This window comes from Mesorhizobium sp. M7A.F.Ca.MR.176.00.0.0, from assembly GCF_004023165.1.
Lineage (GTDB): Bacteria > Pseudomonadota > Alphaproteobacteria > Rhizobiales > Rhizobiaceae > Mesorhizobium.
The window spans coordinates 1-25,073 of the sequence record NZ_RZTC01000096.1; the positions used below are offsets into that span (position 1 = coordinate 1).

Here is a 25,073-nt window from a genome sequence, read left to right on the forward strand (position 1 = left end):
AGGAGCCGATATAGAAATGACGAAGGAGATCATCGAGGCGGGCAAGCGGCTGGGTATTGGCGTGCACGACCATGTCATCATCGGGCGCAAGGGCTATTCGAGCATGAAGGGCCTGCTGCTGATCTAGGAACGGCCCTTCTCGAAGGTCGCTGTAGCAAAAAGGCGGTATTTTTCCCGTCAAGATAGTCGGCTCTGGAATTTCGATCGCAAAAAGAGCTATGATGAACTTGGCATTCGCCGGGACAGCTTCGATCGCCCTTTGAATGCCGGGAGGACGGGACATGGCCGTAGCGCTTGTACTCGTTTTGATCGTTGTGGGCTCGGTGCTGTTTCACCTGCTGAGTCCATGGTGGTGGACGCCTATTGCCTCGAACTGGGGCTATATCGACAACACCATCAGCATCACCTTCTGGATCACCGGTGTCGTCTTCGCCGCCGTGGTTCTGTTCATGGCCTATTGCGTCTTCCGCTTCCGTCATCGGGAAGGGAATCGGGCTGCCTACGAACCGGAAAACAAGCGCCTCGAATCGTGGCTGACGATCGTCACCGCGGTCGGGGTTACGGCGTTGCTGGTTCCCGGCCTGTTCGTCTGGAGCCAGTTCGTCAACGTTCCCAGCGACGCAACCGTGGTCGAAGTCGTCGGCCAGCAGTGGCAGTGGAGTTTTCGTCTGCCTGGCAAGGACGGCAAGCTTGGCAGATCCGACACCCGCGAGGTCACCGCGGACAATCCGCTGGGCGTGATCGCCGGCGATCCCAACGGTCAGGACGATGTCGTGGTCGAAGCGGCTGATTTGCATTTGCCGGTCGGCAAGCCGGTCAAGATGCTGCTCCGCTCGATCGACGTGCTGCATGATTTCTACGTGCCGGAGTTCCGCGCCAAGATGGACATGATCCCGGGCTCGGTCACCTATTTCTGGTTCACGCCGACCAAGACAGGAACCTTCCAGGTGCTGTGCGCCGAGCTTTGCGGCCAAGGCCACCCTCTGATGAATGGCATCGTCATAGTCGACACCGAGCAGGACTATGTGGCCTGGCTCGACCAGCAGCAGACATTCGCGCAATTGTCGGCGCCCCAGCAGACGGGCTCGGCGCAACAGGCGCCGGGCAAGGCAACGGCATCAGCTTTAAAAGTTGCGGCAAAACTCGAAACTGTCGGGTCCCGCTGAAAAGGGCACGGAGGAACTCCTCCTATGGTCGATATCACGCCTGCAGATGCGGTCCCGGCCGCCGAAGTCCCGGAAATGGAACTCTACCATCCGCACAGCTGGTGGACGAAGTATATCTTCTCGCAGGACGCCAAGGTCATCGCCATCCAGTATTCGGCGACGGCGACGGCAATCGGCATGGTGGCGCTGGTGCTGTCCTGGCTGATGCGGCTGCAGCTCGGTTTCCCCGGCACGTTCGACTTCATCACCCCGGAAGCCTATTACCAGTTCATCACCATGCACGGGATGATCATGGTGGTCTACCTGCTCACGGCGCTCTTCCTGGGCGGCTTCGGCAACTACCTGATCCCGCTGATGGTCGGAGCTCGCGACATGGTTTTCCCCTATGTCAACATGCTGAGCTACTGGATCTATCTGCTTGCCGTGGTGGTTCTGGTGTCGAGCTTCTTTGCGCCCGGCGGACCGACGGGTGCCGGCTGGACGCTTTATCCGCCGCAAGCCATCATGACCGGTACGCCAGGCGGCCAGGACTGGGGTATCATCCTGATGCTTGTCTCACTGATCCTGTTCATCATCGGCTTCACCATGGGCGGCCTGAACTATGTCGTGACGGTGCTGCAGGCCCGCACGCGGGGCATGACGCTGATGCGCCTGCCATTGACGGTCTGGGGCATCTTCACCGCCACCGTCATGGCGCTGCTCGCCTTCCCGGCGCTGTTCGTCGCCTGCGTGATGATGTTGTTTGACCGTGCGCTCGGCACCTCCTTCTTCATGCCGGCGATCGTCGAGATGGGCGAACAACTGCAGCATGGCGGCGGCAGCCCGATCCTGTTCCAGCATCTGTTCTGGTTCTTCGGTCACCCCGAGGTCTACATCGTGGCACTGCCGGCCTTCGGCATCGTCTCCGACCTGATCAGCACCCATGCGCGCAAGAACATCTTCGGCTACCGGATGATGGTCTGGGCGATCGTCGGCATCGGCGCGCTGAGCTTCGTGGTCTGGGCTCACCACATGTATGTCAGCGGCATGCACCCCTATTTCGGCTTCTTCTTCGCCACCACGACATTGATCATCGCCGTGCCGACCGCCATCAAGGTCTACAATTGGGTGCTGACGCTGTGGCGCGGCGACATCCATCTCACCATACCGATGCTCTTTGCCCTGGCCTTCATCGTCACCTTCGTCAACGGCGGCTTGACCGGCCTGTTTCTTGGCAACGTCGTCGTCGACGTTCCATTGTCGGACACGATGTTCGTGGTTGCGCATTTCCATATGGTCATGGGCGTCGCTCCAATCCTCGTGATTTTCGGCGCAATCTACCACTGGTACCCCAAGGTAACCGGTCGGATGCTGAATGAGACGCTCGGCCAGTTCCACTTCTGGGTCACGTTCCTCGGCGCCTATCTGATCTTCTTCCCCATGCACTATCTTGGCCTAGTGGGCCTGCCACGGCGCTATGCCGAACTGACCGACATGACGATCATGACGGAATCGGCCCACCACCTGAACTCCTTCATCAGCATCATGGCGTTCATCGTCGGCTTTGCCCAGATCGTGTTCCTGTTCAACCTGATCTGGAGCATCCGTCACGGCCGTGAGGCCGGCGGCAATCCCTGGCGCGCCACGACGCTCGAATGGCAGACGTCCGAAACCCCGCCGGCCCACGGCAATTTCGGCAAGGATCTGCCGATCGTCTATCGCTGGGCCTATGACTACAGCGTGCCGGGCGCCAAGGAGGATTTCATTCCGCAGAACGTGCCAGGCTCCTTCGGCACCTACAAGGAGCCGGCATGAGCGTCATCCTGGTCTTCCTGCTGGTGGTCGTCGCCTTTGTCGGATGGTGGCTTTCCCATCAGCGGCTGATGTCGAAGCCATGGCTCGAGCAAGGCATGGCCGAGGATTTTGTCGCCCTCGACCGCTCGGCGCTGCCGACGGCTAAGATCGGCCTCGGTGTCTTCCTCGCCGTTGTAGGCTGCCTGTTCGCGCTGTTCACCAGCGCCTACTTCATGCGCATGGCGCTGTCGGACTGGCAGCCGCTGCCGCTGCCGCGCCTGCTCTGGCTCAACACCGGCGTGCTGGTGCTCAGCAGCGTCGCGCTGCAATGCGCCTCGGCCGCCGCGCGCAAGCGGCAGAGCGATATGGTCAGACTCGGCCTCGCCACAGCCGGGCTCACGGCGCTTGCCTTCCTGGTCGGGCAGTTGGTGGCATGGCGGCAGTTGGCCGAAGACGGCTATCTGCTGAGCTCCAATCCGGCCAACAGCTTCTTCTACCTAATCACCGGCATGCATGGCCTGCACATACTCGGCGGGCTGGTCGGTCTCGGCAGAACGACTGCCGGCGCCTGGAATGGAGCGCGGCCGGAACGGCTTCGCCTCGGCGTCGAGCTGTGCGCCATGTACTGGCATTTCCTGCTTTTCGTCTGGCTCGCCATATTCGCCCTGCTTGCCGGCTGGGGCGCTACGTTCATAGACATTTGCCGACAATTGCTGACCTAAGGGATCAAGCGGATGTCCGAGACGACAATGACGCATATCAGCCAAACGACGCCCCGGCCAGCGGGTTGGCAAGGCATTGCCGCCGACTGGTCCTCGGATCAGCGGGCGTTCAAGAACGTGTCCTGGGGGAAGGCCATGATGTGGATCTTCCTGCTCAGCGACACCTTCGTCTTCGGCTGTTTCCTGCTCTCCTACATGACCGCGCGTATTTCGACGCGCGTGCCGTGGCCCAACCCGAGCGATGTCTTTGCGCTGCACATAGGCGGCTCGAATGTTCCGCTAATCCTGATCGCCATCATGACCTTCGTGCTGATCTCGAGCAGCGGCACGATGGCCATGGCGGTCAATTTCGGCTATCGCCGCGACCGCCGGAAGACGGCAATTCTGATGCTTCTGACCGCGGCACTCGGCGCGACCTTTGTCGGCATGCAAGCCTTCGAATGGACCAAGCTGATCACTGAGGGGGTGCGGCCCTGGGGCAACCCCTGGGGCGCCGCACAATTCGGTTCGTCTTTCTTCATGATCACCGGTTTCCACGGCACCCATGTGACGATCGGGGTAATCTTCCTGCTCATCGTGGCGCGCAAGGTCTGGCGCGGAGACTACGACACCGGACGGCGCGGCTTCTTCACCAGCCGCAGGGGTCACTACGAGAGCGTCGAGATCATGGGGCTCTACTGGCACTTCGTCGACCTGGTCTGGGTGTTCATTTTCGCTTTCTTCTATCTTTGGTGAGAGGCAGATATGGCTGAAGCAACCGCAAACGGCCTCGGACAACACGGACTTGGCGCTGGTCACGCCCATGAAGCTCGGACGGCTGCCCCCCATGCCGAGGTCCATCAGGAACACCCGATCAAACTCTATCTGGTGGTCTGGGCATGGCTGTTCATCCTAAGCGCCTGTTCCTACATGGTCGATTATTTCGGCCTCCACGGCTATCTCAGATGGTCGCTGATCCTGATCTTCATGATGCTCAAGGCGGGCCTGATCGTCGCCTTCTTCATGCACATGGCTTGGGAGCGGCTGGCGCTGACCTATGCGATCATCCTGCCGCCGATACTGGTGCTTGTGTTCGTGGCAATGATGGTCTTCGAAGCGGATTACACGCTTTTCACCCGGTTGGTGTTTTTCGGAGACGGGCCCTGAATCAAGAGCTGGGTGAGATCCATCTGCCCCGACTTCAGTTGTGCGACGATGCTGCTTGCCGTTCGGTTGCCTTGAAACAACGGGCGGCTGGTCCATTTTCCAGATATCGGAAGCGACATCGGCAGAATGACTTCTCTCGTTCTACGCGCGTCGCGAAGTCTGGCAAGGGAGGCCAAGATGACGATCGCAAACAGATTAAGGGATTTCATCGACGGCAAGGGAATTTCCTACGACACCGTCGCCCATCATCGCACTTCAACAAGCCGGCAGTCGGCAATAGCCGCGCATGTGCCCGGCAGCATCCTGGCGAAATCCGTGGTCGTTCACCACGAGCTTGGCTATACGCTGGCCGTGGTTCCGAGCACCCACAGGATCGAACTTGGCAGGTTGCAAGATGTCATGGACAAGCGTCTCGGACTCGCCTCCGAAGACGAGGTGGTTTCGCTCTTCGATGATTGCGACACCGGCGCCATTCCGCCGATCGGCGCTGCCTATGATGTACGCGGTGATTGTCAAAGAAAGCCTCGCCGATGCCGCCGACGTCTACTTCGAAGGCGGCGACCATAGAACGCTGGTGCATGTCAGTGGCGCGGATTTCCGTAACCTGATCATGTGCGCACACCAGGCTCGCTTCAGTCACCCGGCTTACTGACAGTTTCGATCAGAACCGCCCCCTCGCCTGTGCGGCGAGGAGACTTTGCTCAAACCGCCGGCCTTGCGGGCGGCTCCACGACCTTGCGGTAGACATGCCAGGTGGCGTGACCGAGGATCGGCAACACGACAGCCAGCCCGACGAACACCGGCAGCGAGCCGATAATCAGGGCGACGGCGACGATCAGGCCCCACACGGCCATGGTGATCGGGTTCGCCAGCACCACACGCACCGAGGTGTGGATGGCTTCGTAGGCGCCGACGTCCCGGTCGAGCAACAATGGGAAGGCGACGACCGTTGTGCACAACACCACCACAGCGAAGACCAAGCCTATGGCGTGCCCCAGGATAATCAGCGTCCAGCCGCGTCCGGTGGCAAATATTTCATTGATGAAGCCGGATATCGATTCAGGCGGAGCCGGGCCGAAAAGGTATTGGTAGAACATCTGCGCGGTCAAAAGCCAGGTGATGAAGATTGCAAACAGCATGATGCCGACCGCGGCAATGGCCGGCAGCGCCGGAGAATTCCTGACCTCGAAAGCATGCCTCCAGGAGGAGTCCACGCCGGCTTCCCGTCTGCGGCTGATTTCATAGAGGCCTATCGCCGCGAATGGGCCAATCAAGGCGAAACCGGAGACCAGCGGAAACAGCAACGGCAACGCATTGGCGCCCGAAGTCCAGGCGGCGAGCACGACACCCACGAGCGGATAGATCAGACAGAGAAAAACGATATGTGACGGTTTGACCATGAAATCGTCGACGCCCCGCCTGAGCGCGTCGAAAAGGTCGGAAACACCGATTTTTCGAATTTTGGTATGTTCCAGCGTCTCGCTGGCGCCTGCTATCACATGAAAGCTAGCCATGACCATTCCTCCAGACCAGGTCCGGTAAGGTCGCGGCTTCGCGGTGCTGCCGTTTGCGTGGCCACGCAAAACCGCGACCTGCACCGCAATCAACATACTCTCTTGCCAGAGACTTGTCGCCCTTTGTCAGAAGGGTCCCGGCGGTTCGGCTAGCTCTGGTGGTCTTTTTTCGATATTCTCGGGTTCAAAGGTGAAGGTCATGGATGAAAGGACGCTTCTCATACTCGGCCTCGGCGTGGTCGCCCTGCTGATCCTGGGATTCTGTGCGATTCCTTCGTGATGTTCGAGCCGATTCTGGTCCGCAACGCCTTCAATTCGGCAGTACAGACTGGCTGCCTCATCCGACCAGTATTCCGTTAACAGCGGTCTTGCCGTCAACTCCAGTTGACGTGGACGCTCGCATCGCGATCGTATCGGCAAGCAGTATGGCAAAGATCGCGAAAAGATAGAAAATCGAGAAGGCAAACAGCGCCTTTGCAGGCTTCATCTCCTCTTCGGGAGCGATCAGGACCTTCCAGGCGTGCCAGATGAAACCCGCGCCCAATGCAGTCGAAACAATTCCATAGAACTCACTCGCGAATCCGAACGCCCAGGGCAGCACGCCGATTGGCGCCAGGAGCAGCGAATAGGCGAATATCTGTTTTCTGGTCGAGGCCAAGCCAACCACGTTCGGCATCATCGGGATACCCGCAGCGGCGTAGTCGCCGACCTTGAACAGCGCGAGTGCCCAGAAATGCGGCGGCGTCCACAGAAAGATGATCAGAAACAGGATGAAGCTTTCAACGCCGATCGCGCCAGTGGCGGCCGCCCAGCCGATGACAGGAGGAAGGGCACCCGCCGCGCCGCCGATGACGATGTTCTGCGGCGTCGAGCGCTTCAGCCACATCGTATAGATGACAATGTAGAAGAAGATGGTGAAGGCCAGCAGCGATGCGGCAAGCCAGCCCACCAGCACGCCGAGCGTGATGACCGAAAGTGCGGAAAGCACCAGGCCGAAGCCGAGGGCTTCACCCGGCGTGACGCGGCCTGACGGAACCGGCCGCTTTGATGTGCGCGACATCAGCGCGTCGATGTCGGCGTCGTACCACATGTTGAGAGCCCCGGCCGCTCCTGCTCCGATCGCAATCGCACCGATTGCAATCACGGCGATGACCGGATTCATCGCACCGGGCGCCGCCATCAGGCCAACGAACGCAGTGAATACAGCAAGCGCCATGACCCGCGGCTTTAAAAGCGCGAAGAAATCACCCGCAGTCGCTTCCGAGAGGCGGATGTCGGTATCCTTGAGGCGGTTTTCCCTAGTCGACATCTCTGATGGAAGCACCTGGGCCATGATCCGAACTAAAGGCGCGAGCGAAAACTGAAAACCGGTCTTTGCTTACGCTGCCCTGGTTCGGATAAGATCACAGTAAAACAAGAGGTTAAACGCAGGACGGAGGTGTCAGGTCACTTGGAGAACGTTTTCAGATAGGCAATGACGTTGGCCACGTCCGCATCGTTCTTGAGGCCGGCAAACGCCATCTTGGACCCTTTTACCATGGCCTTGGGATCGTGAAGATAGGTCGTCAGTGTTGATTCATCCCATTTGAGGCCGGATTTGCCGGCCGCAATCATGGCATCGGAATATTTGAAATCTGGATGCGTCCCCGCGGTGCGGCCGATGACGCCGTGCAGCGATGGACCGATCTTGTTCTTGTCCTCCTCCACGATGTGGCAGGCCTTGCATTTGGCGAAGACCTTCTCGCCAGCAGCAGCATCCTGAGCCTGCGATGGACCGGCGACGAAGGTTGCAACAGAGATGACGGCGAAAAACGCGACTAAGCGCATGACTTTCCTCCCTGATCGTCAAATGTGCCCGAGACGATCCGCGCGTGCCGATCACACCAGCAATAGGCCTTGCACGGCGGAACAGATTATCCGCTTCTCCCCCCAAATGGAATTACGGCACCTATATACCACAGAGTCTGGCCGGCGGGTAGAAGAGGTCGACCGTACAAGGTTTAGGTGGCCTACAGTGGCTCAAGGTACATCCGTGTTGCAGCTGCCGGCTACCTGATTGACCGCTTCTCCGAACCCGGCGAGGTCGAAATCGGCCTCGCCGCGCCCCGCCAGCAGCCCGAACCGCCACGAAAGCTGGAGTCGGTTCGCGGCGACAAGGCGCCTGATGCCATCGGCGCCATCGCGCACAAGCATCCGGCCGCGCGGCCCGACCGCCCAGCTTTCATCGAACTTGCTCTCCTGATCGACCGTGATCGACATGGTGATCTTGCGGCTGGCCGAAACAGCGTCGTTCAATTGCAGCCATTCAGTCCAATGCGGCTCGCCGTTTGCCCGGCAGGCAATCGTCAGGATCGGGCTGTAGCTCAAGGCACCGCCGCCGGTGATCAGCTTGTTGGTGGCATAGAGCGAGGCCGTGACGAGGCCGTCTTCACTCGTGCCGAAGCGCCAGTTGTCAGACACCGTGCCGGCCTGGGCAATGCCGCAGGCCGAGACAAGGACCAGCGCGATTGCCGAAGCGTGTCCCAATTCGACGAACAGTCTCAACACGCCCTCCAACAACCAAGCGGCTTGCAATAGAAGCGCAGATAATGATCAAAGCTTGGTCGCCACAGGCCGCCGCTCGCGAAGCATGGCGGCTGTTGCAGTTTGGCAACGAAAAAGGCCGCCTCGAGGGCGGCCTTCCTGTTTCAGCGGAGCGCTGGTGTTATTCGGCGGCCTTCTTCTTCGGCGCGGCCTTCTTCTTGGGCTCTTCCGCGTCGTCGGCCTTCTTGGCGTCGGCCTTCTTGGCGGCGGCTTTCTTCGCCGGCTTCGCCTTGACGGCGGTCTCGTCCTCTTCGTCGTCGGCCATCAGCTCTTCCTTGCTGACCTTGACGTCGGTGACCGAAATCTGACCGAGCAGATGGTCGACCACCTTCTCCTCGAACATCGGCGCCCGCAGCGTGTTCAACGCTTCCGGGTTGTTGCGGTAGAACTCGAAGACTTCCTGCTGCTGGTTGCCCGGATAGCGGCGCACCTGCTCGAACAGGCCGCGCTGCAGCTCTTCGTCCGATACGGTCACGCCGGCCTTCTCGCCGATTTCAGCCAGCACCAGGCCGAGACGCACGCGGCGCTCGGCAAGCCGCAGATACTCGGCACGCGCCTCTTCTTCCGTCGTCTCTTCGTCGGCGAAGGTGCGTCCGGCTGCTTCCAGGTCACGATTGACCTGCGCCCAGATGTTGTTGAACTCGGCGTCGACGAGCTTCGACGGCGCCTCGAACGAATAAGCCGCGTCGAGCTGGTCGAGCAGCTGGCGCTTGACCTTCTGGCGCGTCATGGCGCCGAACTGGTTCTCGATCTGGCCGCGTACGACGTCGCGCAAGCGCTCCAGCGACTCCAGGCCGAGGTTCTTGGCGGTCTCGTCGTTGATTTCCAGCGCGCCGGGCTGGGACACTTCCTTGACGGTGACGTCGAAGGTCGCTTCCTTGCCGGCAAGATGCGCGGCCTGGTAGTTCTCCGGGAAAGTCACGGTGACCTGCTTTTCGTCACCGGCCTTGGCGCCGACCAGCTGATCCTCGAAGCCGGGGATGAATTCCTTCGAACCCAACACCAGCGGCTGATCGGTGCCCGCGCCGCCATTGAAGGCTTCGCCGTCGATCTTGCCGACATAGTCGATGGTGACGCGGTCGCCATTGGCGGCCTTGCCGGTCTTCGGCTCGTAGCTGCGCGCCGATTCGGCAACACGCTGGACCTGCTCGTCGATCTCGGCATCAGGCACGTCGAACACCTGGCGTGTCACCTTGATGTCGGAAAAGTCCTTGATCTCGATTGCCGGGATGATCTCGTAGTTGAGGCGGAATTCGAAGTCGGCGCCGCCGGCCAGGATCTTCTCGGCTTCCTTCTCGTCCTCGGTCATGATGACTTCGGGCTGCATGGCAGCCTTTTCACCACGCCCGGTAATGATCGAACGGGTCGAATCGTTGAGGATTTCGTTGACCACTTCGGCCATGAACGACTTGCCGTAGACCTTGCGCAGGTGTTGCACCGGCACCTTGCCCGGGCGGAAGCCGTTGATGCGGACCTTGTTGCGGGCATCCGAAAGCCGCGCCATCAGCTTGGCTTCCATGTCACCGGCCGGCACGGTGATCTTGATCTCTCGCTTGAGACCGGAGTTGAGCGTTTCGGTGACCTGCATCGTAAAACCTTTGTTTTCACCAATGAGACTGCCACGGCCTCTGCCGTTCACAGCCTGCCGGTATATTCTTGCCGGGAATGGCTTTTGGTACGGAACCTGGCGATTTGACCGAAAACCCGGCTCAAACTCTCCCAAACTGCGTTCCAAAATGTGAATAAGTTCTTGTTTTTCCTACTTCTTATCACATTCTGCAGAAGCGGATCGTCGCGTCCCGTCACATTTGACACGCCTTTTGTCACAGGCGAGGCCAATTTTCAACAGTCTTCGCATCCCGGCGAATAACCAGCATTTGGACCTGACCACATCTTATCCCTGACCTCTACATCTTGTCTCCGACATTGACAGAATGATGGCCACATGGGATTGCCGGTCCATGCGGATGTGGCGGAACTGGTAGACGCCCTGGATTTAGGTTCCAGTGCCGAAAGGCGTGGGGGTTCGAGTCCCTTCATCCGCACCACCCTTCGCTCTTCGAGCTTCGGGTGGCGGGCCACCCGAATAGATGAAGGAGTGTCCTCCCGAAGCCTTGGCTAAGGAGGACCGGCGCCGTTCAGGCGGCGATCGGGTTGAGCTTCAGATGCTGGATCAGGATAATGGTCTTGGCGTCGATGATGCGGCCGTCGGCGATGCCGGCCAGTGCCTCGTCGAGCGGCATTTCCAGAACCTCGATGTCCTCGCCCTCTTCTTGCGCGCCGCCGCCGGCCGAGATGCGGTCGGCGGGTGAATAGCGGGCGATGAAGAACCAGAGACGTTCGGTGACGCTGCCGGGGCTCATATAGGGCGAAAACAGCCGCTCGACGTTCTGCAGCCGGTAGCCGAGTTCTTCCTCCGCCTCCTTGCGGATGCAGGTTTCGGGATCGTTTTCGTCCAACAGGCCGGCACAGGCCTCGATCAGCGGCTCGCGGTGGCCGGTGACGTAGGCGGGATAGCGGAACTGACGCACCAGAAGCACGGTCGAACGCAAGGGGTCGTAAGGCAGGATCACCGCGCCATCGCCGCGATCATAGGTCTGGCGGATTTGCGTCTCCCACTGACCGTCGCGCCGGCGGTAGTCGAGAACGGTCTTCTTCAGGACGGCCCAGTCGTCGGAGAGGATTTCCTCCGAACGGACGCGAATACGATCTTCCATCGTGGTCTCCATGCAAAAGCGCGTCGCGCTTTATGCTCCCGTTTTATGCATGTCGCTCTCCCAAACCGGGGCCACTTTTGGGGCCATGCATTGCCGAGGCGTATCCGCGAACCGGCATTTCGGCAATCCCGTCAGTGATTGGTCCAGACCCCCTTTCACCGCCTCGTGTCTGGCGCAGGCGCCATCGGTCGCCTAAATAGCGGCGAACCCTCCCGGAGTTTCTCATGACAGCGTCGCTTTTCCAGTCGATCACCCTCGACGGCCTCACCTTCCCCAACCGTATCGCCGTCGCGCCGATGTGCCAGTATTCCGCCGACGACGGCTCGGCCAGTGACTGGCATCTCCATCACTGGATGAACCTCGCAATGTCCGGCGCCGGCATGGTCACAGTCGAGATGACCGATGTCGAGCGGCGCGGGCGTATCACCCATGGCTGCCTCGGCCTTTATTCCGAAAACAATGAGGCCGCAGCCCGCCGCGCACTGGACGCCGCCCGACGCGTCGCCGCACCCGGCACGAAATTCGGCTCCCAGCTCGCCCATGCCGGCCGCAAGGCTTCGAACCGCAAGCCGTGGGAAGGCGGCGGGCCACTGCAGCCAAACGAGGATCCCTGGCAGACCGTCTCCGCCTCGGCCATACCCTACGACACCGGTTGGAACGTGCCACACGCACTGGAGGACGAGGAGATCCTGCAACTGATCGAGCGCTTCGCCGAAGCCGCAAGGCGGGCCGAACGCGCCGGCTTCGATTTCATCGAACTGCACGCCGCGCATGGCTACCTGGTCTTCCAGTTCCTGTCGCCCTTGTCCAACCAGCGCACGGACCGCTGGGGCGGCTCGCTGGAAAACCGCATGCGTCTTGTCGTCGAGATCGCCAAGGCGGTGCGCAAGGCTACGCCAAAGCTGATGCTCGGCGCGCGGCTGTCGGTGATGGATTGGGTGGATGGCGGCTTCGACGTAGCGGACGCGATCGAAGTGGCCAAGGCGCTCAAGGACGAGGGCGTTGCCTATCTCTGCTGCTCGAGCGGCGGCAATTCGCCGTTGCAGAAATTGCCCACCGGCCCTGGCTATCAGGTGCATCTGGCGGAAGCGGTGCGCAAGGGTGCTGATATTCCGACCCGCGCCGTCGGCCTGATCGACGACCCCAGGCAAGCCGAAGCGATCCTCACCGAGGGCCGCGCCGACATGGTGGCGCTGGCGCGGGCCTTCCTGGCTGATCCGCGCTGGGGATGGCGTGCGGCGGCGACATTCAGCGAAACGATCCACCCGGCGCCGCAGCTTGCCCGTTCGGTGACCACGATGCAGCATTGGATGAAGGCGGTGGGCTGAACGGTCCGCGCTCCCGACACGCGCGCCCCTCCTGTCTCCAGACAGCTTGACGGTGCTTCGCTGCTATTCCGTCCGCAAGCGGTTGGCGTGGAGTGGGCGTGGCTGGGCTTGGGAGGAAACCTGTTCAGGGCATTCTTGCCGGTTGCAGCGCTGACCGCAGGTTAGAGCCTTCAAACAGCCTCTGAGACGTTTGGGCGCAGGCTGGCGGCCATGGTTGCAACCAAATTGGCTGCTTTGCGTTGCGGCCATGATGGACAACAAACCTTTTGAAGTGCCGGTCGTCCTCGAACTTGGCCACGTCGGCAAATATCGCCACATCCGCAGCGCCCAGGAGGCAGCGGAGTGCCTGATGACGGTGTGGCCGCTCAATCGCGGCCCGCGCCATCGTGATGCCCTCGACACTTGCCTCAAAGTGCTGGAAGGTTATCGTTCGACAGCAGATGCGCGCCGGGCGCTGATTGAAGCCGCCAAGGAATCGGAAGTGCTGGTGCCCGACGACAGACTGCCCGACGACCGGCTGCATTGAGCAGACGGTTTCAACCGGAGGTTTTCCATGGCGAAGCTGACTTACAAGATCGTCGAACATGACGGCGGCTGGGCCTACAAGGTCGGAGCGACCTTTTCCGAGACGTTTCCCACGCATCAGGACGCATTGCGTGCGGCCGAAATCGCCTCGGCCGAGCAGCAGGTCGCCGGAGCGACCGACGGCATCCAGTATGAGGACGCCGAAGGCAAATGGCACGACGAACTGGCCGACGGCCGCGACCGGCCGCAGACAGAAGTCTCAGAGTAATTTATGCGGCTGATGTCGAGCGGCCAGGCAGGACGCCAGCCGCAGCCGTCCAAAGAGAGGACGGGCTAGCGGCCAGCCACGGGCCTTTCGGACTAGCTCTTGAAGATGGCCTTCCAGAAAATCGGTATCCGCTTTTCGGAAATCGCGTTCTGGCTATTTGCCGCAATACTGATCGTTGACGTTTTGCCCAGCGTTAGCGTCCGGGCCTGGCGTGTTGTGGGCACATGGGCCTATTGCGCCGGTGTTGCCTTGGGTGTTCAACCCGGAGCCGTCACGGATGCTTCCCGTGGTATAGGGGTCGACAATTGTCTGGTCGTTGTTGCCGAACAGCCACCAATCACGATTGTTGGAATACCTGTCGTCCAGTGACTGCGCCATCGCCGATGTTGCGAGACCGATCGTCAGAACAGATGCTGCGAGAATTTTTGTAACCATTGAATCACTCCGTATCTTAGCCGCTTTGGTGGGACACTCATAAAACCCGGTAGTCAGCCGAATGGTTCCTTGAAATTGTCGTGAGGCTCAGGTGAGGCCCTGACCAGCAAAGCCCGGCCGGCGATGCGCTCGATGAACGCGGCGGTTCGCTCCGGGACGACGAATTGCTGCATGTGCCCTATTCCCTCGAACGGTTCGAACCTAGATCCTTGACGTCATCGGCTCGCCTTGGCGGCGCGAAGATGACATTGCGGCCACCGTCGCGCCGCGCTATCTCAGACCACTCGCCTTCCCAGGCCACACGCCTTGCCGGAGCCTTCCATGCCTGAAATCGTGACCGCTGCCATGCTCGTCATTGGCGATGAGATTCTGTCCGGCCGAACCAAGGACAAGAACATCGGCCATCTCGCCGACATCATGACGGCGATCGGCATCGACCTGAAGGAAGTGCGTGTCGTCCCTGACGAGGAAGACGAGATCATCGCCGCGGTGAATGCCGTGCGCAGCCGTTACACCTATGTGTTCACCACCGGCGGCATCGGTCCGACGCATGACGACATCACGGCCGATTCCATATCCAAGGCTTTTGGCGTGCCTTGCGAATACGATGCCCGGGCCTATGAGATGCTGGAAGCAAGCTATGCCGCGCGTGGCATCGAATATACGCAGGCCCGCAAGCGCATGGCGCGGATGCCGCGCGGCGCCGATCTCATTGACAATCCGGTGTCGGTCGCACCTGGCTTCCGCATCGGCAACGTCCACGTCATGGCCGGCGTGCCATCGATTTTCCAGGCCATGCTCGACAATGTCGTGCCGACGCTGAAGGCCGGCACGAAGATGCTTTCGGCGACCGTGCCCTGCCCGTTCGGCGAAGGCCTCATCGGCGGGCCGTTGGGTGATATCCAGAAAGCGCATCCCGATACGATCATCGGCTCCTACCCGAAATATGGCGACGGCAAGTTCTGGACCGAGCTGGTCGTGCGTGCCCGCAACCAGGAGGCGCTGGACGCCGCCCGCGCCGACGTCGAGGCGATGGTCGCCGGCTTCGCCAGCAATCCCGGCTGATCTGGTCCAGACCGGAACAAAGCACGACGCTGCAACGTTTCCCCGGCACGAGTTCACCAGCTCGTAAATCGAGGGATTGTCATGCGATTCAAAACCATCGTCGCCATTCTGCAGAACGAGCAGGACGCCGAGCGCGTGCTCGACTGCGCCATTCCGCTCGCCACCCGGTTCCAGAGCCATCTGGTCGGCATCCACGCCGAAACGCTTCCCGTGCCCTACACCTCTGCCACAGGCTTTCCCGACACCGAATTCCTGCAGGTTTCGGCAGATATGAACCGGGAACGGGCCGAGAAATTAAAGGCGCTGTTTCTCAGACATATCGAGGATTCCGGTCTTTCCTTCGAGTGGCGAAGCCTGGAGAGCTTTTCGGGTGACAGCGCGCTGACCGGGATTTCGAGCGTGCGGGCCGCCGACCTGATCATAGCGGCGCAGCGCGAAACGGGCGGCGATTCCAGCGCGGACGTGGACACGCTGGTCTACGATGCCGGCCGGCCGGTGCTGGTGGTGCCGCACGAGGGTCCGCTGATCACCACCTTCAAACGCGTCTTGCTCGCCTGGAACGGCAGCAAGGAAGCGGCGCGCGCCGCCTTCGACGCGCTGCCCTTCATCATCGAAGCCGAGAAGACTGACATATTGGTTATCGACCCTCCTGAAACGCTCGACGACAGCCCGGAGGCCGCCGGCGCCGAAATCGCGTCGGCGCTGTCGCGCCACGGCGCCACCGTCAGCGTCTCGGTGCAGCAGTCGGGCGGCAATTCGGTCGATGACATCATCCAGACCAGAATCGCGGAAACCGGCGCCGATCTGCTGGTGCTCGGCGCCTACAGCCATTCATGGCTGCGTCAGCTTCTGTTCGGCGGCGTGACGCGCAGCGTGCTGCGCACTGCGCCGGTGGCAGCCTTCCTGTCGCGGTAGGTCCACAGCGATCGCTGGGCCTTGCCTTTGCCAAGGCCCTTGCTCTTGCCAAGATGGGGGCTTTCCAGCTAATTCCGCGCGCATTCCCCTGTTTTCCTGCGCGCGATCCCCGCGTGCTGTGGAGTGCGCGACATGTCCCTTCCCGAAAAAGCCTTTCCGGTCTCCTGGGACCAATTCCATCGCGACGCCCGGGCGCTCGCCTGGCGGCTTGCCGGCGCCAACAAGGGACAATGGAAAGCGATCGTCTGCATTACGCGAGGCGGGCTGGTCCCCGCGGCGATCATCTCGCGTGAACTCGGCATCCGCGTCATCGAGACGGTCTGCGTCGCCTCCTACCACGACTATACCAGCCAGGGGCAGCTGCAGGTCCTCAAGGAGATCACCCCTGCCCTACTCGTCGATGACGGCGCCGGCGTGCTGATCATCGACGACCTGACCGACACCGGCAAGACGGCGGGCATCGTGCGCGCGATGATGCCCAAGGCGCATTTCGCCACCGTCTATGCCAAGCCGAAAGGCCGGCCGCTGGTCGACACTTTCGTCACCGAAGTCAGCCAGGACACCTGGATCTATTTCCCTTGGGACATGGGCTTCACCTACCAGAAGCCGATCGCCGACGACCACGCCGGCTGATTCGCAACAACCTGCCTGTTACAAACCAGCAGCTTGCACCCGGGCATGATTTGCTTTCGCAAACCGGTCCGGCAGGGCCGGATATTTTGCGAAATCGACGTCTATTGGCGGAAATCGGCCAGGCGAATGAAATTTTTTACTTTTATTGCCGACAATTAGCCGTAATATTCGTGAGACGGCAAACGATTCCGGAGGCTGAGGCTAGCTTCTTCGATGTTGACGAGGCCAACGACACACAATCATCTGGCCGAAAGGGTCCGACGGCTCTTCGGTACGGCGCCGTGCCGCCTGCAGGTTGCCGCCCTGCCGTGGCGCGACACGGGCGACGGCGTCGAAATCATGCTGATCACCAGCCGCGATACTGGCCGCTGGGTATTGCCCAAGGGCTGGCCAGAGGCCAGGGAGCCGCTCTGCGAGGCCGCGGCGCGCGAAGCCAGCGAGGAGGCCGGGCTGCGCGGCCGTGTCTCTCATCTTGAAGCCGGCCGTTACTTCTACGCCAAGGTCCTGGCTTCCGGCGAAGAAGTGCCGTGCGAGGTCCTGGTGTTTCCACTGCATGTCGACAAAGTCGCGGACCGCTGGAAGGAAAAACACTCACGCACCCGCAAATGGGTCCGTGCGAGCGAAGCGGTGCGCATGGTCAACGAACCCGACCTTTGCCAGATCATCGCCTATTTCTGCGCCGACCCGCACAGCTTCTCCTGACGGGCGGCCACACAGCTCTCTTTGCAAAACGGGACTGGCTTGCAAAAGCTAGACACGCGTTGCCGTACTTCGACATGAATGCTTTGCTAAGGAATCAAGGGTAGGATTCGGCAGCTCTGGTATTTTTGATCGATGGCGAATCCCGCAAATCCAATTCCAAACGAGTCCGACGACCCCCAGCGCGAGCATCGTCCGCGCGTGCTCAAGGGTGGGTCGATCATCACCGGAATTTCGAATTCGGAAGTCGGTTGCACGCTGCGCAACCAGCACGACGGCGGCGCCGAACTGAAGATACCGCTCGAAGCCCGGGTCCCAGATCGGTTCCTTCTCTATGTGCCGCTCGACGGCATTGCCTATCGGTGCGAGGTCCGCTGGCGTCGCAACGACCGTATCGGGGTGCAGTTCACCGGCACCGAACCAAAGCCCCGGCTGCATTACGGCTGACGCCCGGGCGAGCTTGCGCGCGGAAAATCGTGATCCGCGCCTGCATTCTATCCCCGTTATCCACATATGTGACACACAAGATGTTGGGGTCACAAAAGCTACGCAAACGAATCCTTGACGGCGCAAAACGAGTCGCCTTTTATGGGCCATGTGCTCCTGTTGAGAGTGCGACCGGAAAGTTCTGAGCCCGGTCTTTTTTCCCGGATTATGTGCGTTTTTGCTCGCATTTCCGCCTGTTTACGAGGCCGGCGGAAGCATTGGGATTGTGGGGCGGTTGGGGACGATAGGGACAATTGTCGGGCTTGAATAAATTGTCTGTTAATACTATACTTAGTGTTTGCAGGTAGGTTCGACGCTAGATAGTGTGAATTTCCCTCGATCGAGGGAATCGGAAAAAATCAGTTTTGAGGGACCCGCGGGTTCGTCGGCGCGTTGGACAGATACTTCGCAAGGAGTTTGACCAGCAGGGCCGGCGGAGACCGCGAAAATGGAGAGCCGGCCGTTTTCGAACGCCCGGCAGACGGCGGACATGCGCGTTTCGCATCGGGGGCAGAAATCCCTGGAGGAAAGCGCTATATATAGACAAAAGGGACCGGACCAATGCGCATCGAGCGTCGTTTCACCAAGCCAGGACAATCTGCCTATGCGGAGATCGAATTCCGCAAGGCGCTTTCGGAGATCAAGAATCCGGATGGTTCGGTGGTGTTCCGCTTGGACAATATCGACGTGCCGGCGCAGTTCTCCCAGGTCGCAGCCGATATCCTGGCGCAGAAATATTTCCGCAAGGCCGGTGTGCCGGCGCGCCTGAAGAAGATCGAAGAGAACGACGTCCCCTCCTTCCTGTGGCGCTCCGTCGCCGATGAGACGGAACTTGCCAAGCTGCCGGAAGCCGAGCGCTACGGTTCCGAGATCGACGCCCGCCAGGTCTTCGACCGGCTTGCCGGCACCTGGACTTACTGGGGCTGGAAGGGCGGCTACTTCAAGGGGTCGGAGGAAGACGCGCGCGCTTTCCGCGACGAGCTTGCCTACATGCTGGCCACCCAGCGCGTCGCGCCGAACTCGCCGCAATGGTTCAACACCGGCCTGCACTGGGCCTATGGCATTGACGGCCCGAGCCAGGGCCACTTCTATGTGGACCCGTTCACCGGCAAGCTGACCAAGTCGAAATCCTCCTACGAGCATCCGCAGCCGCATGCCTGCTTCATCCAGGGCGTGCAGGACGACCTCGTCAACGAGGGCGGCATCATGGACCTGTGGGTGCGTGAAGCGCGCCTGTTCAAATACGGCTCCGGCACCGGCTCCAACTTCTCGCTGCTGCGCGGTGAAGGCGAAAAACTGTCCGGCGGCGGCCGCTCGTCGGGCCTGATGAGCTTCCTCAAGATCGGCGACCGCGCGGCGGGCGCCATCAAGTCGGGCGGCACCACGCGCCGCGCCGCCAAGATGGTCATCGTCGACGCCGACCACCCCGATATCGAGGAATTCATCGACTGGAAGGTCAATGAAGAGCAGAAGGTCGCCTCGCTGGTGACTGGCTCGAAGATCGTCAAGAAGCATCTCGAAGCGATCATGAAGGCCTGCGTCAACTGCGAAGGCAATGGCGACGACTGCTTCGACCCGGCCATCAACACCGCGCTGAAGCGCGAGATCAAGGCGGCCAAGAAGTCCGCGGTGCCGGAGAACTATATCTACCGCGTCATCCAGTTCGCCAAGCAAGGCTATTCGTCGATGTCGTTCAAGACCTACGACACGGATTGGGATTCGGACGCCTACCTCACAGTTTCGGGCCAGAACTCCAACAATTCGGTGTCGCTGAAAGACAATTTCCTGCGCGCCGTCGAGGACGATGCCGACTGGCACCTGACCGCCCGCAAGGACGGCAAGGTGCTGAAGACGCTGAAGGCCAGGGATCTCTGGGAAAAGATCGGTTACGCCGCCTGGGCGTCGGCCGATCCGGGCCTGCATTTCAACACCACGATGAACGACTGGCACACCTGCGCATCGGCCGGTGCGATCCGGGCGTCCAACCCGTGCTCCGAATACATGTTCCTCGACGACACGGCCTGCAATCTCGCCTCGATCAATCTGTTGCCCTACCGCAACGCCGACGGCACGATCGACATCGCAGCCTACGGGCACACGGTGCGGCTGTGGACCATCGTTCTCGAAATCTCGGTGATGATGGCGCAGTTCCCGTCGAAGGAGATCGCCAAGCAGTCCTACGAATACCGCACGCTCGGCCTCGGCTATGCCAATATCGGCGGCCTGCTGATGACATCAGGCATTCCCTACGACTCCGATGAAGGCCGCGCCATCTGCGCCGCACTCACCGCAATCATGACCGGTGTCGCCTATGCCACCTCGGCCGAGATGGCCGGCGAACTCGGCGCCTTCGCCGACTACGACCGCAATGCGCAGAACATGCTGCGCGTCATGCGCAACCATCGCCGTGCCGCCTATGGCGAGAAGCAGGGCTACGAGAAGCTTGCCGTCAACCCGGTGCCGCTGGTCGCTTCCGACCTGAAGCAGCAGGACCTCGCGACCCACGCCAAGGCTGCATGGGACCGCGCCATCGAGCTCGGCGAGGAGCATGGCTACCGCAATGCACAGGCGACCGTCATCGCGCCGACCGGCACGATCGGCCTGGTCATGGATTGCGATACCACCGGCATCGAGCCCGACTTCGCGCTGGTGAAGTTCAAGAAGCTGGCCGGCGGCGGCTATTTCAAGATCATCAACCGCGCCGTGCCGGAAGCGCTGCGCACGCTCGGCTATTCCGAAGCCCAGATCGCCGAGATGGAGGCCTATGCGGTCGGCCACGGCAACCTCAACCAGGCGCCGGCCATCAACCCCGGCGCGCTCAAGGCCAAGGGCTTCACCGACGGCAAGATCGCCGCGCTCAACGCAGCCTTGAAGTCGGCCTTCGACATCAAGTTCGTCTTCAACCAGTGGACGCTTGGCGCCGACTGGGTGAAGGAGAATTTCGGCTTCACCGACGAGCAGCTCAACGATTTCTCGTTCGAGATCCTGCCGGCGCTCGGCTTCTCCCGGAAGGACATCGAGGCCGCCAACATCCATGTCTGCGGTGCGATGACGCTGGAAGGCGCGCCGTTCCTCAAGGCCGAACACCTGGCGGTGTTCGACTGCGCCAGCCCGTGCGGCAAGATCGGCAAGCGCTCGCTGTCCATCAACAGCCACATCCAGATGATGGCGGCGGCACAGCCCTTCATTTCCGGCGCCATCTCGAAGACCATCAACATGCCCAACGATGCGACGGTGGAAGACGCCAAGGGCGCCTACATGCTGTCGTGGAAGCTGGCGCTGAAGGCCAACGCGCTCTACCGCGACGGCTCGAAGCTGTCGCAGCCGCTCAACTCCTCGCTGCTCGCCGATGGCGAGGACGACGAGGATGAAGCCGTCGAGCAGCTGCTCGCCGCACCAGCGGCAGCACGTGCCGCACAGATCACCGAGCGGATCGTCGAGCGCATCATCGAGCGCGTGTCGCGCGAGCAGGAAAAGCTGCCCGGCCGCCGCAAGGGTTACACGCAGAAGGCCAAGATTGGCGGCAACACCATCTTCCTGCGCACCGGCGAATATGACGATGGCCGTCTCGGCGAGATCTTCATCGACATGAACAAGGAAGGCGCGACCTTGCGTGGCCTTCTCAACAACTTCGCCATCGCCATTTCGCTGGGCCTGCAATATGGCGTGCCACTCGACGAATATGTGCACGCCTTCACCTTCACCAAGTTCGAGCCGGCCGGCATCGTGCAGGGCAATGACGCCATCAAGAGCGCGACGTCGATCCTCGATTACGTGTTCCGCGAACTCGCGATCTCCTATCTCGGCCGCAACGACCTCGCCCATGTCGACCAGTCGGACTTTTCCAACACCGCACTTGGCCGTGGCATCAGCGAAGGCAAGACCGATGCGGTCTCCAAGGGCCTGACCCGTGGCGCCTCGCCGGTGAAGCTGGTGTCGCGCGTCAGCGGCAATGATCCGAAAGGTTTTGCGGCCCCGTCGGGCGCCCCTGCCCGCTCGGCACCGACCGCGTTCTCCGGCTCCAACGTGCTGGCGCTGAAACCCGCCAGCGACGAAGCGGTCGCCTACAAACGCGACTATGAGGAGCGGGCAAAGGAACTGGCCGAAGACATCGCCTTCGAGGAGGCGGCGGGTGTTGCTTCCGATGCCACGACGGGATTGTTCACCGACGCCGCAGCCGTTGAGGCTGCCGAAGCCAAGAAACTCGCCAACGACCGCCGTGCAAGGTCCCTGCTCCAAGGCTACACAGGCAATTCCTGCTCCGAGTGCCAGAATTTCACGATGGTGCGTAACGGGACCTGCGAGAAGTGCGATACGTGCGGCTCGACGAGCGGGTGTAGCTGAGGTCTAGTGCCACCTCGGCTTACAGTTCGCGAGATCATTCGCCTGCTGGAGGCCGACGGCTGGTATCTGGTTGCAACCAAGGGCAGCCATCGCCAATATAAGCATGAAGTCAAAGCCGGCCGCGTCACCGTGGCTGGCAAGCCGTCTGAAGAGGTTGCGCCAGGAACACTGAACAGCATCCTAAAGCAGTCAGGTTTGAAGGAGTGATGACATGCGTTACGCAGTGGTGATTGAAAAAGCAGGAAGTAATTTCTCTGCCTATGTGCCGGACCTACCCGGCTGCATCGCGACAGGTGCCACTGTGCCTGAAGTGGAAACCGAGATTCGCGACGCAATACGCTTTCACATCGAAGGTTTGCGAGCCGATGGCCTGAATGTGCCCAAGGGTGTCAGCCTCGCGGAATACATAGAGGCATAAAATTCCTGCAATCGGGATTCTCGGCATCTACCCCGCCGGCAACACCCGCAGCGTCTGCTCGTCAACGGCTCGTCCTGCCCCACGAATAGCAGCTTGCGCCCCGTACCCGCCGGCACCTCGAAATACTGGATCCGTCAGGCATTTCGCCCCAGTCGCCGCACGGTGGCTCCGGGATTTCATCGAGGCTTGCTACCGCTTTCAGCTTTTTCGCATAGGCGGCGTCGCGGCTAAATGTGTAGCGTCTGACGGCGGCAGGCGCGGCGCCCTCGGTGTAAGGCGTCGGATTCAATAACTTGTTTGCATCTGGCCATGCCTTCGGCCTGCCCAGATCAAAGCCTCTCAGCATGCCATCTCAGATGGTCGTCCATGAAACTGGAGATGAAAAGATACGAGTGATCGTATCCATCCTGCATCCGCAGCTTTAGCGGAATACCTGCTTTGGCGCAGGCCGCTTCAAGCAGCCAAGGCCTCAGCCCGTCGTCAAGAAATCCGTCCGACGTTCCCTGATCCACCAAAAATTCGGGGAAACGGTATCCGTCGTCGATGAGCGACGTCGCGTCGCAGGTTCGCCACGAAGGCTCATCCTTGCCCAGATACTTCTCAAAGGCCGGTTTCGACCAGCCGGCGGTGCTTGGCTGGGCGATCGGGGCGAACGCCGAGCAGCTCTTGAAACGCTGCGGATTCTTCAAGGCAATCGTCAGCGCGCCATGCCCGCCCATCGAATGGCCGGAGATAGCCTGGCGCGCCATATCGGCTGGAAATTCAGCCGCGATGAGAGCCGGCAACTCCTCGGTCACATAGGAATACATGCGATAGTTCTTCGCATAAGGTTCTTGCGTCGCATCGAGATAGAAGCCGGCGCCGGAGCCGAACTGCCAGTTGTCTTTTTCATCCGGAATGTCGGCCCCGCGCGGGCTGGTGTCGGGACAAACGACGATCAGGCCAAGCTCGGCGGCCATGCGCCTGTACTCGCCCTTGTCCATTACATTGGCGTGGGTGCACGTCAGGCCTGAGAGATACCACACAACGGGACAAGGCGCCTCCCGCGCCTGCGGAGGTATGAAAACGGCAAAAGTCATGTCGCAACGGCAACTCGTCGACAAATGGGAATAGACGCCCTGCACGCCGCCATGGGCCTTCGTTTGAGAGATGATTTTCATGTGTTCTCCACGTTGCGGGTCGGATGACGGTCGGCCCCACCACTGCCACCCAGCGGCAAGCACTTGCGTCCTGCCATCCTATGGTTCCTGTGTCGACGGATCTCAGCGCGGAAAAAGAACCTCGCCCATTCCGAGCACTGCGTTATCCCCGCCATATTTGCGCGGTGCGCTCCCCAGAAGCGGCCGTTTCAAAATGCCCTCGGCGATCAGATGACGATCGATGATGGCAGCGAAAACGCTCTCGGGCGCGCCACATTCGACGAAGCTCGGGGACGTGCGTGCCGGCGCGCGATCGAGAAGGATCGAACCGCGACGCATCAAATAGCCGGGCATCTCGCCGGTGCCACCGGCCACCACCAGGGTGCCGGCGATCATGCGGCTGCCGGCAAGGTCGCCGGAGCCTTTCAGCACCGCTATCAGGCCGCGCCGCATGCGGTCCGCCGCGAAGGCGCCCGCCTTGCCCCTGACGATCAACACACCGCCGTTCACGCCGGCCAGTTCCCCGACGAGCGGCGCACCGAGGTGGTCGCCGGCATTGCCTGTTATCTCAAGCCTGCCGCCGCGCATGCCGGAACCGGCGTATGGACCCGCATTGCCTTCGATCGTGAGCTTGCCACCGCGCATGGCGCGCCCGGCCTGGGCGCCCGCATTGCCAACGAGGCGAACCGACCCACCCCGCATGCCTTGCGCCACAAGGTCAAGGCGCGTGCTTCCGCCTTCGAACACGATGTTTGTCGGATCGCTGCCGGCGACGCGAAAAATGTCGCCCACCTTCGATCCGTGTTTCGACATGCCGATCTGGATTCTTTCGACGTCGCGCCTTTCGATCCCGGCCAGCCGCTCCGGCGTCAGCGGCGACAGGTCAAGGCGCTCCGGCGGCTCGGCAACCAGGGTGAAGGTCAGCGCCTTCATGGCAGCATATCCTTCAGCGAGTAGATGAATTTTCCGAGCTTGCCGCCGTAATTGCCGGCGCTGATCCGAACCGCGCCTCTTTTCGGGCCGAGTTCTATGACAGCCTTGATGCCTGCCTTCATCGCGGCGGCAACTGCATCATTGGTTTCACCATCGATGACGATTTCCAGGACGGCGTTGATGTCGGGACCGAGCTCACTCGCGACGACGCCGCGCAGCGTTGGCGCGTAGGCTTCGTTGGCCGAAGCGATCATGCCTTTGTAT

The 25,073-nt window shown here is 61.0% G+C and carries 26 protein-coding genes, 1 tRNA gene and 2 pseudogenes; 19 read left to right on the forward strand and 10 right to left on the reverse strand.

Annotation, left to right across the window (positions count from 1 at the left end):
- The 7 genes and pseudogenes from EOB59_RS25865 to EOB59_RS25895 all read left to right on the forward strand — a co-directional run.
- A partial coding sequence (locus tag EOB59_RS25865) for a JAB domain-containing protein (RefSeq protein ID WP_281061736.1) occupies nucleotides 1-127 on the forward strand: 127 nt, incomplete at its 5' end.
- 154 nt (nucleotides 128-281) lie between these two features.
- Nucleotides 282-1,166: a cytochrome c oxidase subunit II gene (locus tag EOB59_RS25870; RefSeq protein ID WP_127321125.1), complete on the forward strand. Its 885-nt coding sequence runs from the start codon at nucleotides 282-284 to the stop codon at nucleotides 1,164-1,166.
- A 24-nt stretch (nucleotides 1,167-1,190) separates the two neighbouring features.
- Entirely contained in the window at nucleotides 1,191-2,960 is a 1,770-nt protein-coding gene (ctaD, locus tag EOB59_RS25875; RefSeq protein ID WP_127321124.1) for a cytochrome c oxidase subunit I, read from the forward strand.
- Nucleotides 2,957-3,661, forward strand: coding sequence for a cytochrome c oxidase subunit 3 (locus tag EOB59_RS25880; RefSeq protein WP_127396523.1), 705 nt, complete (start codon nucleotides 2,957-2,959; stop codon nucleotides 3,659-3,661). The genes ctaD and EOB59_RS25880 overlap by 4 nt, the downstream gene beginning before the upstream one ends.
- 12 nt (nucleotides 3,662-3,673) lie before the next feature.
- Entirely contained in the window at nucleotides 3,674-4,396 is a 723-nt protein-coding gene (locus tag EOB59_RS25885) for a heme-copper oxidase subunit III family protein (protein WP_128289535.1), read from the forward strand.
- Nucleotides 4,397-4,405: 9 nt separating this feature from the next.
- The gene (locus tag EOB59_RS25890) at nucleotides 4,406-4,807 is read left to right on the forward strand and encodes a cytochrome C oxidase subunit IV family protein (RefSeq protein WP_127379815.1); all 402 of its coding nucleotides are present in this window, start codon (nucleotides 4,406-4,408) and stop codon (nucleotides 4,805-4,807) included.
- Between the two features lie 177 nt (nucleotides 4,808-4,984).
- A pseudogene (locus tag EOB59_RS25895) lies at nucleotides 4,985-5,459 on the forward strand (aminoacyl-tRNA deacylase).
- Between the two features lie 49 nt (nucleotides 5,460-5,508).
- On the opposite strand, the gene EOB59_RS25900 reads toward EOB59_RS25895, so the two are convergent.
- The 5 genes from EOB59_RS25900 to tig form a co-directional block, all read right to left on the reverse strand.
- Nucleotides 5,509-6,321: a DUF2189 domain-containing protein gene (locus EOB59_RS25900; protein ID WP_127379813.1), complete on the reverse strand. Its 813-nt coding sequence runs from the start codon at nucleotides 6,319-6,321 to the stop codon at nucleotides 5,509-5,511.
- Nucleotides 6,322-6,658: 337 nt separating this feature from the next.
- Nucleotides 6,659-7,630, reverse strand: coding sequence for a heme o synthase (gene cyoE / locus EOB59_RS25905; protein WP_128289536.1), 972 nt, complete (start codon nucleotides 7,628-7,630; stop codon nucleotides 6,659-6,661).
- 137 nt (nucleotides 7,631-7,767) lie between these two features.
- Entirely contained in the window at nucleotides 7,768-8,148 is a 381-nt protein-coding gene (locus tag EOB59_RS25910; protein WP_127323209.1) for a cytochrome c family protein, read from the reverse strand.
- A gap of 192 nt (nucleotides 8,149-8,340) precedes the next feature.
- The gene (locus tag EOB59_RS25915; RefSeq protein WP_128289537.1) at nucleotides 8,341-8,865 is read right to left on the reverse strand and encodes a hypothetical protein; all 525 of its coding nucleotides are present in this window, start codon (nucleotides 8,863-8,865) and stop codon (nucleotides 8,341-8,343) included.
- Between the two features lie 160 nt (nucleotides 8,866-9,025).
- On the reverse strand, nucleotides 9,026-10,492 hold the full coding sequence (gene tig, locus EOB59_RS25920; RefSeq protein WP_023810443.1) for a trigger factor: 1,467 nt from the start codon (nucleotides 10,490-10,492) through the stop codon (nucleotides 9,026-9,028).
- A gap of 375 nt (nucleotides 10,493-10,867) precedes the next feature.
- Here tig and EOB59_RS25925 point away from each other — a divergent pair.
- Nucleotides 10,868-10,952 (forward strand) — tRNA-Leu (locus EOB59_RS25925).
- A 90-nt stretch (nucleotides 10,953-11,042) separates the two neighbouring features.
- Here the strand turns inward: EOB59_RS25925 and EOB59_RS25930 are convergent.
- Nucleotides 11,043-11,621, reverse strand: a complete 579-nt coding sequence (locus EOB59_RS25930) for an NUDIX domain-containing protein (RefSeq protein WP_127379810.1) — start codon at nucleotides 11,619-11,621, stop codon at nucleotides 11,043-11,045.
- Nucleotides 11,622-11,845: 224 nt separating this feature from the next.
- On the opposite strand from EOB59_RS25930, the gene EOB59_RS25935 reads away from it, so the two are divergent.
- The 3 genes from EOB59_RS25935 (at nucleotide 11,846) to EOB59_RS25945 (ending at nucleotide 13,742) form a co-directional block, all read left to right on the forward strand.
- Nucleotides 11,846-12,949 (forward strand): NADH:flavin oxidoreductase/NADH oxidase, encoded by a 1,104-nt coding sequence (locus tag EOB59_RS25935; protein ID WP_127810583.1) that lies wholly within the window; start codon nucleotides 11,846-11,848, stop codon nucleotides 12,947-12,949.
- Nucleotides 12,950-13,196: 247 nt separating this feature from the next.
- A complete protein-coding gene (locus EOB59_RS25940; RefSeq protein WP_127810584.1) occupies nucleotides 13,197-13,475 on the forward strand; it encodes a DUF982 domain-containing protein in 279 nt (92 codons plus the stop codon).
- Between the two features lie 27 nt (nucleotides 13,476-13,502).
- A complete protein-coding gene (locus tag EOB59_RS25945; protein ID WP_095090749.1) occupies nucleotides 13,503-13,742 on the forward strand; it encodes a DUF2188 domain-containing protein in 240 nt (79 codons plus the stop codon).
- A 153-nt stretch (nucleotides 13,743-13,895) separates the two neighbouring features.
- Here the strand turns inward: EOB59_RS25945 and EOB59_RS25950 are convergent, their stop codons facing one another.
- Entirely contained in the window at nucleotides 13,896-14,177 is a 282-nt protein-coding gene (locus EOB59_RS25950; RefSeq protein ID WP_128289538.1) for a hypothetical protein, read from the reverse strand.
- Nucleotides 14,178-14,498: 321 nt separating this feature from the next.
- Here EOB59_RS25950 and EOB59_RS25955 point away from each other — a divergent pair, with 321 nt between their 5' ends.
- The 8 genes from EOB59_RS25955 to EOB59_RS25990 all read left to right on the forward strand — a co-directional run bounded on the left by EOB59_RS25955 (nucleotide 14,499) and on the right by EOB59_RS25990 (nucleotide 22,737).
- Nucleotides 14,499-15,242 (forward strand): competence/damage-inducible protein A, encoded by a 744-nt coding sequence (locus EOB59_RS25955; RefSeq protein ID WP_127810586.1) that lies wholly within the window; start codon nucleotides 14,499-14,501, stop codon nucleotides 15,240-15,242.
- 81 nt (nucleotides 15,243-15,323) lie between these two features.
- Nucleotides 15,324-16,157 (forward strand): universal stress protein, encoded by an 834-nt coding sequence (locus tag EOB59_RS25960; protein WP_127272270.1) that lies wholly within the window; start codon nucleotides 15,324-15,326, stop codon nucleotides 16,155-16,157.
- Between the two features lie 132 nt (nucleotides 16,158-16,289).
- On the forward strand, nucleotides 16,290-16,790 hold the full coding sequence (gene gpt / locus EOB59_RS25965) for a xanthine phosphoribosyltransferase (RefSeq protein WP_120017341.1): 501 nt from the start codon (nucleotides 16,290-16,292) through the stop codon (nucleotides 16,788-16,790).
- A 213-nt stretch (nucleotides 16,791-17,003) separates the two neighbouring features.
- The gene (locus EOB59_RS25970) at nucleotides 17,004-17,492 is read left to right on the forward strand and encodes an NUDIX hydrolase (RefSeq protein ID WP_128289539.1); all 489 of its coding nucleotides are present in this window, start codon (nucleotides 17,004-17,006) and stop codon (nucleotides 17,490-17,492) included.
- Nucleotides 17,493-17,624: 132 nt separating this feature from the next.
- Nucleotides 17,625-17,936, forward strand: a complete 312-nt coding sequence (locus EOB59_RS25975; protein ID WP_127322526.1) for a PilZ domain-containing protein — start codon at nucleotides 17,625-17,627, stop codon at nucleotides 17,934-17,936.
- A 600-nt stretch (nucleotides 17,937-18,536) separates the two neighbouring features.
- The gene (locus tag EOB59_RS25980) at nucleotides 18,537-22,319 is read left to right on the forward strand and encodes a vitamin B12-dependent ribonucleotide reductase (protein WP_128289540.1); all 3,783 of its coding nucleotides are present in this window, start codon (nucleotides 18,537-18,539) and stop codon (nucleotides 22,317-22,319) included.
- A 6-nt stretch (nucleotides 22,320-22,325) separates the two neighbouring features.
- Complete coding sequence (locus tag EOB59_RS25985; protein ID WP_013532021.1) at nucleotides 22,326-22,526, forward strand: type II toxin-antitoxin system HicA family toxin; 201 nt, start codon at nucleotides 22,326-22,328, stop codon at nucleotides 22,524-22,526.
- A 4-nt stretch (nucleotides 22,527-22,530) separates the two neighbouring features.
- A complete protein-coding gene (locus EOB59_RS25990) occupies nucleotides 22,531-22,737 on the forward strand; it encodes a type II toxin-antitoxin system HicB family antitoxin (RefSeq protein ID WP_127810590.1) in 207 nt (68 codons plus the stop codon).
- A 329-nt stretch (nucleotides 22,738-23,066) separates the two neighbouring features.
- On the opposite strand, the gene fghA is transcribed toward EOB59_RS25990, so the two are convergent.
- The 3 genes and pseudogenes from fghA to EOB59_RS26010 form a co-directional block, all read right to left on the reverse strand.
- Nucleotides 23,067-23,897: an S-formylglutathione hydrolase gene (gene fghA / locus EOB59_RS26000; RefSeq protein ID WP_127810591.1), complete on the reverse strand. Its 831-nt coding sequence runs from the start codon at nucleotides 23,895-23,897 to the stop codon at nucleotides 23,067-23,069.
- Nucleotides 23,898-23,999: 102 nt separating this feature from the next.
- Nucleotides 24,000-24,809, reverse strand: coding sequence for a formylmethanofuran dehydrogenase subunit C (locus tag EOB59_RS26005; protein WP_128289541.1), 810 nt, complete (start codon nucleotides 24,807-24,809; stop codon nucleotides 24,000-24,002).
- Nucleotides 24,806-25,073, reverse strand: a pseudogene (locus EOB59_RS26010) (formylmethanofuran--tetrahydromethanopterin N-formyltransferase); the annotation flags it as partial. The pseudogene EOB59_RS26010 and the gene EOB59_RS26005, both read right to left, overlap by 4 nt.

Bases quoted from the DNA above. Each gene is read 5' to 3' on its own strand.
- gpt (WP_120017341.1), top strand. From the start codon at position 16,290: ATGTCCCTTCCCGAAAAAGCCTTTCCGGTCTCCTGGGACCAATTCCAT.
- EOB59_RS25900 (WP_127379813.1), bottom strand. From the start codon at position 6,321: ATGGCTAGCTTTCATGTGATAGCAGGCGCCAGCGAGACGCTGGAACAT.
- EOB59_RS25930 (WP_127379810.1), bottom strand. From the start codon at position 11,621: ATGGAAGATCGTATTCGCGTCCGTTCGGAGGAAATCCTCTCCGACGAC.
- EOB59_RS25955 (WP_127810586.1), top strand. From the start codon at position 14,499: ATGCCTGAAATCGTGACCGCTGCCATGCTCGTCATTGGCGATGAGATT.
- EOB59_RS25970 (WP_128289539.1), top strand. From the start codon at position 17,004: ATGTTGACGAGGCCAACGACACACAATCATCTGGCCGAAAGGGTCCGA.
- EOB59_RS25935 (WP_127810583.1), top strand. From the start codon at position 11,846: ATGACAGCGTCGCTTTTCCAGTCGATCACCCTCGACGGCCTCACCTTC.
- EOB59_RS26005 (WP_128289541.1), bottom strand. From the start codon at position 24,809: ATGAAGGCGCTGACCTTCACCCTGGTTGCCGAGCCGCCGGAGCGCCTT.
- EOB59_RS25990 (WP_127810590.1), top strand. From the start codon at position 22,531: ATGCGTTACGCAGTGGTGATTGAAAAAGCAGGAAGTAATTTCTCTGCC.
- EOB59_RS25885 (WP_128289535.1), top strand. From the start codon at position 3,674: ATGTCCGAGACGACAATGACGCATATCAGCCAAACGACGCCCCGGCCA.
- EOB59_RS25890 (WP_127379815.1), top strand. From the start codon at position 4,406: ATGGCTGAAGCAACCGCAAACGGCCTCGGACAACACGGACTTGGCGCT.
- EOB59_RS25975 (WP_127322526.1), top strand. From the start codon at position 17,625: ATGGCGAATCCCGCAAATCCAATTCCAAACGAGTCCGACGACCCCCAG.
- EOB59_RS25950 (WP_128289538.1), bottom strand. From the start codon at position 14,177: ATGGTTACAAAAATTCTCGCAGCATCTGTTCTGACGATCGGTCTCGCA.
- cyoE (WP_128289536.1), bottom strand. From the start codon at position 7,630: ATGTCGACTAGGGAAAACCGCCTCAAGGATACCGACATCCGCCTCTCG.
- EOB59_RS25960 (WP_127272270.1), top strand. From the start codon at position 15,324: ATGCGATTCAAAACCATCGTCGCCATTCTGCAGAACGAGCAGGACGCC.
- EOB59_RS25880 (WP_127396523.1), top strand. From the start codon at position 2,957: ATGAGCGTCATCCTGGTCTTCCTGCTGGTGGTCGTCGCCTTTGTCGGA.
- EOB59_RS25910 (WP_127323209.1), bottom strand. From the start codon at position 8,148: ATGCGCTTAGTCGCGTTTTTCGCCGTCATCTCTGTTGCAACCTTCGTC.
- tig (WP_023810443.1), bottom strand. From the start codon at position 10,492: ATGCAGGTCACCGAAACGCTCAACTCCGGTCTCAAGCGAGAGATCAAG.
- EOB59_RS25870 (WP_127321125.1), top strand. From the start codon at position 282: ATGGCCGTAGCGCTTGTACTCGTTTTGATCGTTGTGGGCTCGGTGCTG.
- fghA (WP_127810591.1), bottom strand. From the start codon at position 23,897: ATGAAAATCATCTCTCAAACGAAGGCCCATGGCGGCGTGCAGGGCGTC.
- EOB59_RS25980 (WP_128289540.1), top strand. From the start codon at position 18,537: ATGCGCATCGAGCGTCGTTTCACCAAGCCAGGACAATCTGCCTATGCG.
- ctaD (WP_127321124.1), top strand. From the start codon at position 1,191: ATGGTCGATATCACGCCTGCAGATGCGGTCCCGGCCGCCGAAGTCCCG.
- EOB59_RS25940 (WP_127810584.1), top strand. From the start codon at position 13,197: ATGATGGACAACAAACCTTTTGAAGTGCCGGTCGTCCTCGAACTTGGC.
- EOB59_RS25945 (WP_095090749.1), top strand. From the start codon at position 13,503: ATGGCGAAGCTGACTTACAAGATCGTCGAACATGACGGCGGCTGGGCC.